The following is a 12977-nucleotide window of genomic DNA, read 5'->3' as shown; positions in this document are numbered from 1 at the left end:
TTATTTTTTATTGTTATTTTTTTAACATTTATATGTATTTTATTTACATTTATTTGTTATATTTTTAACTTTTAGACAAATAGCTACTTTCATCGACTTATTATTTTTTTATTCTCCCTCTGTTTTATATCTATTCATTATAGTAAAATAGTAATTATATATTTAGGAGGTATTTATATGAGTTTATATGACAAAAAGTACTTAAATATAGTTGAAGATATTTTAAATAATGGCTATTACGACAATAATAGAACTGGTATGCCGACTTATAAGCTTCCACATCAAGTAATGCAATTTAATTTAGAAAAAGAATTTCCTATTCTAACAACTAAATTTGTTGCATTTAAAACGGCTGTAAAAGAAATGCTATGGATCTATAAGGATCAATCTAATGATGTAACTAAGTTACAAGAACAAAATGTCCGCATTTGGGATGAATGGGTTGATGAAAATAATACTATTGGTCGTGGCTATGGTTATCAAATAGCTAAATTCCATCAAATTGATAAGCTTATTGAAACATTAAAGACTAATCCTCAGGATAGAAGAATGCTTATGACTATGTGGAATATAGAAGACCTACCCCATATGACTCTACAACCATGTTGCTTCATGACTATGTGGGACGTAACAGATGGTAAACTAAATTGTATGCTTATCCAACGTTCAGGAGACATACCATTAGGTGTACCATTTAATACATCACAATATGCTGTATTAGTTCATTTAATTGCACAAGTAACTGGACTTAAACCAGGTTTATTTACTCATGTAATTAATAATGCACATATATACGAAAACCAAGTAGAAGGAATGAAACTTCAATTAACTAGAGCTAATGACGAGTATGAAGCTCCAAAGCTTTGGATTAATCCAGAAATAACTAACTTCTACGATTTCACAGCAGATGATATAAAACTTATAGATTATAAATATCATCCTGCAATAAAAATGGAGGTATCTGTTTAATGCTATCTATTATAGTAGCTGTTGCCGAAAATAATGTTATAGGCGGAGATAATAAGCTTTTATGGCATATACCAGAAGACTTAAAAAGATTTAAAGCAATTACATCTGGAAACACAATAATAATGGGTAGAAAAACTTTCGAATCATTACCAGGTGTTTTACCTAACAGAAAACATTTAGTCATTACAAGGGATGAAAATTATACTGTTAATAACCCTAACGTAGAAGTTATCCACAATTTTTCACAAGTTATCAACATGTATAAAAATTCATCTAAACACGCATTTATTATAGGTGGAGGCGATATTTATAAACAAGTTATCCACACTGTGGATAAAATATTTTTAACAAAAGTTAATAAGTCATTCCACGGAGATACTACTTTTCCACAAATAAATTTTAATGAATTTAGTATTGAATTTGAGTCAGAGATTTATACATGTGAAAAAAGTGGCTTAAAATATCAGTTTATTGATTTAATAAGAAAATAAAATACTTCAACTAAAATAAAAAAGTCGGTAAAACCGACTTTTTTATTTTAAATATTAATTTTATCCAATACTTCCTCTTACTTTACCCATTCTTATAATCCATTCATTAAGAATCTTTAACTCTTCAGTTTTGCTTTGGATTATATCATCCTCTAATCCAATTAAATGCATTATTATTGGTCTAGTTGTTTTTAATAGTGTATGATAGAATTCATTATCATTCATAAACTCATAATCTAATCCTAAATCTAATATCTCATTTACATACTTCATATCTTCTTTATATTCTTGTCTTGCAGATTCATCTATTATCTTTTTACTAACACCTGCATTAGCAAATCTTGCTGCAAATCCTAAATCTTCTCTTAACATAGGATAGAATTCTATTAATTTATCTATACCTTCTTGTCCAAACTTATCTTTAATTTCTTTAAGCCCTCTACCCATTCCTAAAAGCTCTGGTGGCATACCTAATGTATACATAGCTCCTGTAAATGAAATAGCTCTAGGAACTGCATATTCAGTAGAATTATCAATACTTAATATTTCTTTTTTAAGTTCTTCATTACTTACTAAATTGGCTATATTATCGAGATTAGCTACTTCCCTATTATATTCTAATCCTGTTTTAGCCTTAGTTAATCTATCTCTATTCTTTGGAATAAAGTCAGATACAAATGAAACTGTATTTATTACCTTTAAGAATGTTGTTAAATAGTGTTTTGATAATATTCCTATGAATTCCTTCATAAGTGCTATATCTTCCTTAGAGAATCTTCTTGGTTTATACATATCCATCTTTTCTCTTAATTCTCTTGCAGCCTTTTTAGTTTCATCAGCTCCATGATCATATCTTAATGCAGATTGGAAAGTGAAAGTCCTTACTCCCGCATAAGTTTCTAATATCTTATCTACATTTTCACCAGTAAAATGACCTCTAAATGGTAATGATCCGCATCCTAATATAGGTGCAACCTCTACCCCATGTTCATCTCCCCACTTATATGCCTTATCAATAGCCATTACAACTGAAAGTACTCCAGATATTAAGCCATAAGACATTGCTGTATCTGAACGTGCTATCATAAATCTTAAGTAATCTATATTAAATCCCTTTTCCTTTGAAATCTCGTAGAAATCATTTAATATTTTATCAACATCAACTAATGCAGGAACATCTTCAACTAAGGGAATTATTCTTACACTGTTTTCTTCAAATTTCACAGGATAATTTTTATTTCCTAATTCAATAACAGAATTTACTCTATCTTGAAATTCAGCTATCTCTTGCCCTGTCTCTACCATTGGCACAACTACTTCTCTTATAGCTTGTACTCTTGTAAGTTGATAAGCCTGTGCATTAGTTTCAACTATAGACATTATACTCATTAATTGTCTAAATACTGACTCCTTATTTGCATTTGGTATTCTAGGTGTTATTCTTACATTTTCACCTGGAATTATATCTTTACCAATTAAACCTAATGCAATTTGTGATGTTTGATGATAAGGTGTTAATTTACCTTCAAAATCTATCATTATTTCGTCTATTCCAAGACCGCCTTGCTCTTGAGGTGTTAATCCTTGTATTGCCTCTTCTGGTTCATGTTGAATTGATATGTATTGTTCTACATTATCAGGATGTTGTGTCATCATCGAAGTCGGAAATTTTCTCATTTAAATAGCCCCCTTAAATCTTTTTGAATTTCATATTTTTATTATATTTCATTTTTATATGATTTTACAAGAGTTTTATTTAAAAAATGCAATTTTTAATACTTTTAACTTGCATTTAATATCCTTATATTATCATTTAGTCAACTTAAATAAATATCTTTTTAATATTTTCCTTTCTAAATTTAAAAAAGGACAGAAAAATAGGGATATCCCACAAAGAATTTCCCTATTTTTCTGTCCTATTGTTTTTTGTCCTATATTGTTAATCCTATTGAAGAGTAACCGTAATTTAATAATAAATTTGAACGAAAAATGAAATATCATTTTTCATAATTAATTTTCACGATAATTAAAATTGTTTATAAACATTAAAAAAGCCTTTCTTTCTAGCAAGAAAGGATAATTTAAAACCGTACACCTCACTTTGACAGTAACCTCTAAGCGTTACCTATGTAGTTAACTCAGGTAAGATTGATCCACGTCACACGCAGGGGCTGCTTATCGCTGCTTTCTTCCGAACCTGACGAGGTTCACAGTCTTACGTCGCGTGGGACCCGACCCTCAACATCACTTGCATAGGGCAGTCCAGAAAGATTAAAAGCCTCAGTGAGGAATTCAATCCTGCTATAGCGGATTGCAGGTTATAGGGCACCGCTAACTCCCCATCTAGTACGGCTATGGCGGAGAAAGTGGGATTTGAACCCACGATAGAGTTTCCCCTATACACGCGTTCCAGGCGTGCTCCTTCAACCACTCGGACATCTCTCCATATCGTATACCTAGACATTAATTAAAATATTTTTTATTTTACTTAATCTTGATACTTTCTCATTCTAACATAAATATTATTGTAGTTCAATAGAAAGATTTACTTTCATAATTCATCATAAATCTGCAAATGCGACTCACAGTTTATAACTAACATTAGTTTACCACTTCGAGTCGCATTTATTTGCTTTTATGCTATTTAATTTTTATTTTTATATTTATTCCCCTTTATAGCCATAAATATAATTACTGCTCCTAAAATAATACCTATTAAACTTATTATTTGTGCAGTTCTTAATCCAAAGAACATTAAACTATCAGTTCTTAACCCTTCTATAAAGAATCTTCCTAAAGAATAAAGTACCATATAACTTCCTATTACAATACCATGTTGTTGCTTCTTTTTATATAAAATAAATATTAATAATGCAAATACAACTAAATTCCAAATAGATTCATATAAAAACGTTGGATGATAATATGTTCCATTTATCAACATTCCTCTTTGAATAAATTCAGGGAATTTACTTATAAATTCTTCTGTAACCGGTCCGCCGTGAGCTTCCTGATTCATAAAATTTCCCCATCGGCCAATTGCCTGAGCTAATATTACTCCTGGCATTATTACATCAATATATTCAAAGAAATTAATCTTCTTAACTCTTGTAAATATATATGCAACAAGCAATCCACCAATTAAACCTCCATGAATAGCCATACCACCATTTCTTATATTTATTACATCTAAAAATGAATGATAATTTTTATATTCAAAGGCCACATAATAAAACCTAGCTCCAACTATTGCAAATGGAAAACTCCATAAGAAACCATCAGTAATAATATCAAAATCTAGCCCTTTTTTCTTTGCAAGAATATAAGATACTAAAAATGCAACTAATACTCCTCCTGCAATAATTATGCCATACCACCTTATAGGCTGGCCAAATATCTCAAACGCTACTGGATTCATTTCCACTGGATTCATCTCTTATCCTCCCCTTTTTCTATTAATTTTCTTTGTCTTCTCTCATAAAAGAATTTGCTTATTAAATCGCTACATTCTTTATTATAGCACCAATTCACCTTTACATAAGTATTAAAGATATCATAATCTAAAATATTTAAAATTGTACCGCATGCTCCCATATCTTTGTTAAATGTTCCAATATACAATTTTGAAATTCTTGCTTGCCCAATTGCAGATGCACACATCGAACAAGGTTCTAATGTCACATACATCTCCGCTCCGTTTAATCTCCAATCACCTAATGTCTTGCAAGCCTCTTCAATAGCTAACACTTCAGCATGAGCTAATACTGACTTCCTTGTTTCTTTTAAATTATGAGCCTTAGCTATTACTTTATTATCCTTTACTATTACAGCCCCTACAGGAACTTCCCCCTTTAAATAAGCTTTATTAGCTTCTTCTAGAGCAATATCCATATAATTCATTATGTCATTTCCACCTTTTATTGGCTAAAATTTAAGAGCTAAGTGCCATTGATAAAATTTCATTTTATCATTTAAAACTCTTAACTCTTACCTATTACTTTAATTAGTAACTATGTGTAAATTCTTACTTTTTTAATTCTATTCTTATCAACTTCTTCAACAACAAACCTTATTTTGTTTAAAGTTACTTCCTCTTTATTATCTGGGAATCTACCTAACTCTCCTATAATTAATCCACCAACAGAATCAAATTCTTCTGATTCCATATTTACACCAATTAATTCACTTATATCATCAAGTTTTGCACTTCCATCTACTATATATTCATCTTCTTTTACAACTTCTATCTCTTTGTTATAGTCGTCATATTCATCTTCTATATCACCAAATACCTCTTCAATTAAATCCTCTATCGTTACTATACCAACAGTACCACCATATTCATCTAAAACAACGCTTAAATGATTTCTGCTTTTTTTCATTTCATTAAATAATTCCTTAATTTTTTTAAATTCAAATGTATAATAAGGTTCCCTCATATAATCAGAAACTTTAAATCCTTCTTTGTTTTGACCTGCTATGATTAAATCCTTAACGTATAAAACTCCAACTATATCATCAATAGTTTGATTATATACAGGTATTCTAGAAAACTGCTCTGTTTTTATAACTTCTAAAACTTCTTCATAAGTAGCTTCAGTATCTACTGCTACAATATCTACCCTTTGAACCATAACATCCTTAGCTTGAGAATCTGCAAAATCAAAAACATTGAAAATCATTTCTTTTTCAACATCTTCAAGAACACCTTCTTCTTCACTAACCCCAACCATGGTTCTTAATTCTTCTTCTGTTATAAATGGCTCTGTAGCTTTCGGATCTCCACCTAATAATCTTATAAATAAACTTGATATAAACGAAAATATTCCTATAAAAGGTTTTAATATCTTAACTATTATATTTATTGGTTTACTTACTTTTAATGATACTTCTTCAGATTTTTGTTTTGCTATTGACTTTGGAGTTATTTCTCCAAATATAAGTACTAATACGGTCATTACAGCAGTTGCTATTCCAACTCCACTTGCTCCTACCATATCTACAAATAAAGTTGTCGCTAATGATGATGCTAAAATATTAACTATGTTATTACCTATTAATATGGCTCCTAATAACTTATTTGGGTCTTCTATTAACTTTTCAACTAACTTAGCTCCCTTTACTCCCTCTTCCACCATATGCCTAATTCTTATTTTACTTAATGCCATAAGGGCGGTTTCTGACATTGAAAAAAATCCAGACAATACAAGTAAAATTATAAGTATTATTATCTGCCACACTTGACTGGGTTCCAAAAAAATCACTCTCCTAGTAATTTAATAAAATATTTTTGATATTTATTATATCATACGTTAATACTATATGATATAATTTACCAATAAATAAACATAAATTTTACATTTTATTCTAATAAAAACTTTATAATTTTTAATATTAATTTAATAATAATATGCTATTATTTTTTTTAATTTTAGTATTATTTTATACTTAACATATTTATTTTGAGGTGATATTGTGTATATTATTAATTTTATCAGAGGTTTTTTTATGGCCTTAGCTGATAGTGTACCTGGTGTTTCTGGTGGTACTATTGCTTTTATATTAGGGTTCTATGATGATTTTATAGGTTCATTAAACTCATTAATATCAAAAGATAGCAAAGAAGATAAGAAAAAAGCTTTATTCTTTTTAATTAAGTTAGGAATTGGTTGGATAACTGGTATGGTTTTATCTGTACTAATACTATCTTCCATATTTGATTCGCATATCTATAGTATAAGTTCATTATTTACTGGATTTATAGTAGTTGCAATTCCACTAATAATTAAACAAGAGAAAGATTCTTTAGTAGGTAAATATAAAAATATTATTTTTACTTTAATCGGCGCTTTAATCGTTGGTCTAATTACTTATTTTAACCCTGCAGGTTCTAATGGGGGCATGAATCTTTCATTAAGCAATTTAAGCTTTGGCCTTGGTATATTTGTATTTGTAGCTGGATTAATTGCTATTTCTGCTATGGTTCTACCTGGTATATCAGGTTCAACTTTATTATTAATATTTGGACTTTACACAGGAATTATAACTGCAATAAAAGAGGTTTTATCATTTAACTTTTCTTATTTACCAGTATTAATAATCTTTGGACTAGGTGTAATTACAGGTATTTTAAGTACAATTAAAATAATTAAATTCTTATTAAGTAAATATAGATCTGCTATGATTTACTTAATATTAGGATTAATGCTTGGCTCTTTATATGCCGTATTTATGGGACCTACTACTTTAGAAGTTCCACAACCAGCAATGAACCTTTCAAGCTTCAGCTGGATATTCTTTATTATAGGTGGAGCCTTAATAATAGTATTAGAAAAGTCAAAAGATTTTTTAGAAAAGAAATCAAAATAATATAAATAAAAATCGCTAAGAAATTTAAATTTCTTAGCGATTTTTATTATGGTACTCCCAACAGGAATCGAACCTGTATCTATCCCTTAGGAGGGGACTATTCTATCCATTAAACTATGAGAGCAAGATCCATAACTATATTTTATTACACTCGCTCCTTTATGTCAATTTTTTCTACTTACTATTCCTCATATTTATAATCTTTTATTTCTCCCCAATCTTCTATAACATTATATTTTTCGTTTTTTGATTTGAAATACACTATTATATGTGCCTTATACAGAACCTTATTATTTTCAAGTAACATTTTATCCCCATATACAATAGCATTAATGGCAATTGGCAACTCCTCTCTAAATATCTTATCTCTTATTATTATCTTTGGAATAGAGCCTCCATTATCCACTTCTAACTTTACTTTTAAATAATATTTATCACTCTTTTCCCAAAAAGCTAACACGTCATCCCTTATATTATAATCAATACTCTTATAATCATAAGTTTTACCTATTGTTAAAAATAAATCTCCGGTTCTATCACTATGTGTTAATGTATACTTTCTCGGAAACTCTAATTTATTCTTATCTATCTCATCCCTATATATCACCTTTAATTTTTTAGGATTAAATTTAAACATTTACCCTTTTTACTCCCCAATAAACTAATTTTAAAATTAATATATGAATCTATTGCTAGTTAGTTTAATATTTTTACTTCAAAAATATTACTTTTTATATATACTTTATAGTATACTTTACTTAACATTTAAATTTGAGGAGTGGCAAAATTATGATTAGAACTATAATTTGGTACATATGGTTTTTTATAAGCTTAATAATAAGCATACCATTTACATTTAGAGTTAAATATTTAATTAAAAAAAATAGAATAGCCGAAAGTGAAGCATTAATATATAAATGTACTACTACATGGGCCAATTCACTAATGAAAATAGCTGGAGTAAAAGTTAATGTTCATGGTGTTGAAAATATTCCTAAAGACAAGACAGTACTATTTGTAGGTAACCATCAAGGGAATTTTGATATTCCTATATATATTACTCAAATCCCTGAAGTTATCGGATTTATTTCAAAAATTGAAGTAGAAAAAATTCCTCTAGTTAGAACTTGGATGAATTTCATGCATTGCATATTCATGGATAGAAGTAATTTAAGAAAATCAGGCGAGGCTATAATTAGGGGAATTAAGTGTTTAAAAGCCGGGCATTCATTAGTTATATTCCCTGAAGGAACAAGAAGTAAGGGTGGTCCGATGAGAGACTTTAAAGCTGGTAGCTTTAAATTAGCAACTAAATCTAAGTGCCCTATAATACCAGTTACTATGGATGGTTCTTATAAAGTTATGGAACATGGTAATGGTCCTTGGTTTAAACCTTCTACTGTAAACTTATATATTCATCCTGCTATAGAAACAACTTCTTTAACTAAAGAAGAACAAGATGAATTACCTAAAAAAGTACAAAATATAATTGCATCTAAATTATCTTAATAAAAATAAGGTCGTACAATTTTAAAATTGTACGACCTTTTATATAAATATAATATTAATTTCATATTTTATTACAAAAAAATAGAGTATATAGGTAGATAAACTTCCTACATACTCCATGACACAATAACACAATATTTAAAATTTAAGTAATGACTATTTCCATTGCATATTTTGAACTATTTTTCGTCAATTGTCAATTATATTTTTTTGGAATTTTCATTTTCAACAATGAAAACATTACCATTTCTCGATTATACGAAAAATAAACAACTATTTCATATTTTACAATAAATACTTAGTGCATTAATTATATTTTTGCTATATACTTAATAAAGTCGATTGATGAGAAATAATTATTTAAATAATTTAAAATAAATAAAAAATACATGAAAAAGAGGATACTATATGACGAATTTAACATTTAATGATTTAGGCTTAAAAGAGACTTTAGTAAAAGCTATCGATGATTTAGGTTTTACTACACCATCTCAAATTCAAGCCGAAGCAATTCCAGTTGCGCTTTCTGGAACTGATATTATAGGGCAAGCTCAAACTGGTACAGGAAAAACAGCAGCATTTGGCTTACCTATATTAAATAATTTAACAGTAAGAAATGCTATTGGATCAATAATACTAGCTCCAACAAGAGAATTAGCAATACAAGTACACGATGAATTAGTAAAATTAGCTAAGTACGAAAAATTAAACATCGTTGCTGTATACGGTGGTGCACCAATTCATCTTCAAGCTAGGGATTTAAAGAGAGCTAACATTGTAGTTGGTACACCTGGTAGAGTTTTAGATCATATAAGAAGAGGAAACTTACCATTATCTTCAGTAGAGTTCTTAGTTTTAGACGAAGCAGACGAAATGCTAAACATGGGATTCATTGATGATATGGAAGAAATAATGAAGAGCATTCCAGAAGAAAGACAAACTCTTTTATTCTCTGCAACAATGCCTCCTCAAATAAAGAAATTAACTAAAAAGTATTTAAAAGATGATGCTCAACATATTGCTATAGCAAGAAAAGAAATGACAGGATCTACAATTACACAAAATTTCTTCGAAGTTAACGGATCTCAAAGATTAGAAGCTCTTTGCAGATTAATAGATCTTGATAATCCATCTGCTGGTATCATCTTCTGCAGAACTAAAAAAGGTGTTGATGATTTAGTTGCTGCAATGCAAGCAAGAGGATACATGGTTGAAGGTATGCACGGAGACATGTCTCAAGTTCAAAGAATGAAAACTTTAGCTAAATTCAAAAATGGTTCTTTAAAATTCTTAGTTGCTACTGATGTTGCTGCAAGAGGAATTGATGTTGATGGAGTTACTCACGTATTTAACTATGAGTTACCTCAAGATATCGAATCATATGTTCATAGAATCGGTAGAACTGGTAGAGCTGGTCGTGAAGGAACTGCTTATAGTATAATTACGCCTAAAGAATTTGGATTCCTTAAGCAAATTAAGAACGTTACTAAGGGTAATATTGAAAAAAGACAAGTGCCTACAGTTGAAGAAATATACAATGCTAAGTTCAAAGCAATGGCAGCAGAATTTTCTTCAATAATTGAAGCTGAAGATTACTCTAAATTTGTTGATGTTGCTACTCAATTAACTGAAACTCATGATTCTGTTAAAGTTATAGCTTCATTACTTCAAAGCCAATTCAAAAATCAATTATCTTTTGATTACTCAACTGATAAACTTGAAGCGCCAGCTAAAGTTAAAGGAAATGATGTTAGATTATTCTTCTCAGCTGGTAGAAGAGATGGCTTAACTATTAAAAACTTAATTAACTACATTAAGGATAATGCAAAAGTAGGAGCTTCTCAAATAAGAGACATAGATATAATGGAAAACTTCGCATTTGTTAATGTTGATGATGCAATTCACATGCAAGTACTTGAAAAATGTACTGGTGGAAAAATTAATAAGAGAAGAGTTAACGTTGAAGTTTCAACTAACAACAAAAAGAGAAGCAGAAACAGAAGATCTTCTAAATAATTAAAATAATTTATATTCAAATAAAACAATACCCTATAGATAATAAGATCTATAGGGTATTGTTTTATTTTTTAATCTTTAATTTTACACCTTCAATTAAGTATTCTAAGTGACTTACATCATAATCTTCTCTTTTAATTAACTTTATTCTTTCTTCTGCTCTTTGAATAGTTTCCAATGCTTCACTATAATCTTTTGCTTTTACTGCGCTATTGGCATACTCTATTAAATAATCTATTTTTAAAACAATTTCTGCTAATTCTTCCTTATCATCATTAATTAAATCCATTAAAAGATTATATACTTTAGGTGAAACCTTATTTCTAGAATCTCTTAATAATGTGTTATTTTTACTTGTTATTTTTGCCACTACTATCCCTCCAAAGTATTATTTTTATTGTCATTTATAGTATAGCTTATATTTACTCAATATACTCTGAAAATATTGAAGCAAAGCTCTCAATACTCATTGGTGATATTCTAACTCTCTTTAAGGTATGAATCCCATCATTTATTGAAGCTATTCCTCCTTGAGTTGTTACTGCTGCTTTTATTCCTAGCTCTTCTTCTATAGCAATAGTTTCATCATTATATTTTCCTACCGGATAACAAAGATAATTCCCATCTGAACCAATTACATTTCTTAAGTAGTCTTGTGCTCTTTTAATTGAATCATATGCATCTTCTTTTGATAATCCATTTAATTCTAAGTGATTTGCTGTATGATTTTCTATAGACATCCCTGCAGCTTGCATCTCTTTTAAATTATCTGATGACATATAATAACCATTGTCTACTCCATCAGTAATTATGAAAAAAGTAGCTTTTAAATTATGATTTTTTAATGATGGAAAAGCACTGCTATAATTATTTGCATATCCATCATCAAATGTTATAACAACAGGTCTCTTAGGTACTTTTCCAGTCTCCATAGCTTCTAAAGCCTCATCTAAATTCATTGCAGTAAAATTATTAGCTTCAAGCCATGCCATTTGTTCCTCAAACATTGCAGGCGGAACTAATAAGTTATTACTCGGATCTTCATCACTTATTGAATGATACATAAGAATTGGTATTCTTACTTCCTCTGGTGCTATGTTTATATACTCAACCTCTGGCATATTCTGCTCTTCTTCGCTAGTAATTTCACTCGTATCTTCTTGCTGTTCTTGATTTTCTGTTACTTCCTCTTGATTTGTTTCATTTATATTTTCTTCTTTTAAAATTTCATTTTTTCCACAGGCTATCATTCCAAAAGTTATCAACAATAAAAATGTAATTGCTATAAATCTTTTTTTCATTTCACATTCCTCTTTTATCTATTTATTTTTTCACTTATGTAATTCTAACTTAAATGTTTAATTTTGTAAATAAATTATACAAATTCAATTTTGAAATTATTTTTTATTAATGTTTCATTTTTATTGATAATATTATTAATTTTTCTAAGCCACTCTTATATTTTCGTCATAATTTTATTTTACTATTTTTTACACAATAGAGGTTTAAATTTCATATTTTTTGTTTTTTACCCCTAATTTTATATCATATTATTATATATTTTTTTCATTTTTTATTATATTAAAAAATTATTTTTATTTTTCATTTTTTTAGCATCTATTC

General features: G+C 28.8%; 12 protein-coding genes, 2 tRNA genes and 1 other RNA gene. 5 read left to right on the top strand and 10 right to left on the bottom strand.

Going from position 1 to position 12977, the window contains the following annotated elements; translation table 11 throughout:
- Positions 1-177: 177 nt before the first annotated feature.
- The gene (locus I4V63_RS13985; RefSeq protein ID WP_196001850.1) at positions 178-969 is read left to right on the top strand and encodes a thymidylate synthase; all 792 of its coding nucleotides are present in this window, start codon (positions 178-180) and stop codon (positions 967-969) included.
- Positions 969-1460, top strand: a complete 492-nt coding sequence (locus I4V63_RS13980; protein ID WP_196001849.1) for a dihydrofolate reductase — start codon at positions 969-971, stop codon at positions 1458-1460. Before I4V63_RS13985 ends, I4V63_RS13980 begins: the two co-directional genes overlap by 1 nt.
- Before the next feature lie 60 nt (positions 1461-1520).
- Here the strand turns inward: I4V63_RS13980 and ppcA are convergent, their stop codons facing one another.
- The 6 genes from ppcA to I4V63_RS13950 form a co-directional block, all read right to left on the bottom strand.
- On the bottom strand, positions 1521-3137 hold the full coding sequence (gene ppcA / locus I4V63_RS13975) for a phosphoenolpyruvate carboxylase (protein WP_196001848.1): 1617 nt from the start codon (positions 3135-3137) through the stop codon (positions 1521-1523).
- A gap of 410 nt (positions 3138-3547) precedes the next feature.
- Positions 3548-3812: signal recognition particle sRNA large type (ffs, locus tag I4V63_RS13970), an RNA gene on the bottom strand.
- Positions 3813-3815: 3 nt separating this feature from the next.
- Positions 3816-3905, bottom strand: a tRNA-Ser gene (locus I4V63_RS13965).
- A 199-nt stretch (positions 3906-4104) separates the two neighbouring features.
- A complete protein-coding gene (lgt, locus tag I4V63_RS13960; RefSeq protein ID WP_196001867.1) occupies positions 4105-4878 on the bottom strand; it encodes a prolipoprotein diacylglyceryl transferase in 774 nt (257 codons plus the stop codon).
- 11 nt (positions 4879-4889) lie between these two features.
- Entirely contained in the window at positions 4890-5360 is a 471-nt protein-coding gene (locus I4V63_RS13955) for a nucleoside deaminase (RefSeq protein ID WP_196001847.1), read from the bottom strand.
- Positions 5361-5470: 110 nt separating this feature from the next.
- Entirely contained in the window at positions 5471-6715 is a 1245-nt protein-coding gene (locus I4V63_RS13950) for a hemolysin family protein (protein ID WP_196001846.1), read from the bottom strand.
- Positions 6716-6935: 220 nt separating this feature from the next.
- Between I4V63_RS13950 and I4V63_RS13945 the strand changes: the two genes are divergently transcribed.
- Positions 6936-7829, top strand: coding sequence for a DUF368 domain-containing protein (locus I4V63_RS13945; protein WP_196001845.1), 894 nt, complete (start codon positions 6936-6938; stop codon positions 7827-7829).
- Between the two features lie 49 nt (positions 7830-7878).
- On the opposite strand, the gene I4V63_RS13940 is transcribed toward I4V63_RS13945, so the two are convergent.
- Positions 7879-7953, bottom strand: a tRNA-Arg gene (locus I4V63_RS13940).
- A 57-nt stretch (positions 7954-8010) separates the two neighbouring features.
- Entirely contained in the window at positions 8011-8466 is a 456-nt protein-coding gene (locus I4V63_RS13935) for a staygreen family protein (RefSeq protein ID WP_196001844.1), read from the bottom strand.
- A gap of 152 nt (positions 8467-8618) precedes the next feature.
- Between I4V63_RS13935 and I4V63_RS13930 the strand changes: the two genes are divergently transcribed.
- Together I4V63_RS13930 and I4V63_RS13925 are read left to right on the top strand one after the other, a co-directional pair.
- Positions 8619-9338: a lysophospholipid acyltransferase family protein gene (locus I4V63_RS13930; RefSeq protein ID WP_196001843.1), complete on the top strand. Its 720-nt coding sequence runs from the start codon at positions 8619-8621 to the stop codon at positions 9336-9338.
- 408 nt (positions 9339-9746) lie between these two features.
- Positions 9747-11354 (top strand): DEAD/DEAH box helicase, encoded by a 1608-nt coding sequence (locus I4V63_RS13925; protein ID WP_196001842.1) that lies wholly within the window; start codon positions 9747-9749, stop codon positions 11352-11354.
- A 64-nt stretch (positions 11355-11418) separates the two neighbouring features.
- Here I4V63_RS13925 and I4V63_RS13920 read toward each other — a convergent pair whose 3' ends face one another.
- On the bottom strand, positions 11419-11724 hold the full coding sequence (locus tag I4V63_RS13920) for a hypothetical protein (protein WP_196001841.1): 306 nt from the start codon (positions 11722-11724) through the stop codon (positions 11419-11421).
- A gap of 52 nt (positions 11725-11776) precedes the next feature.
- Positions 11777-12655: a polysaccharide deacetylase family protein gene (locus tag I4V63_RS13915; protein ID WP_196001840.1), complete on the bottom strand. Its 879-nt coding sequence runs from the start codon at positions 12653-12655 to the stop codon at positions 11777-11779.
- Positions 12656-12977: the final 322 nt, after the last annotated feature.

Source organism: Clostridium sp. 1001271B_151109_B4 (genome assembly GCF_015670405.1).
GTDB lineage: Bacteria > Bacillota > Clostridia > Clostridiales > Clostridiaceae > Clostridium.
Note: the sequence above shows the minus strand (reverse complement) of the source record. Positions and strands in the feature narration are given on the sequence as shown.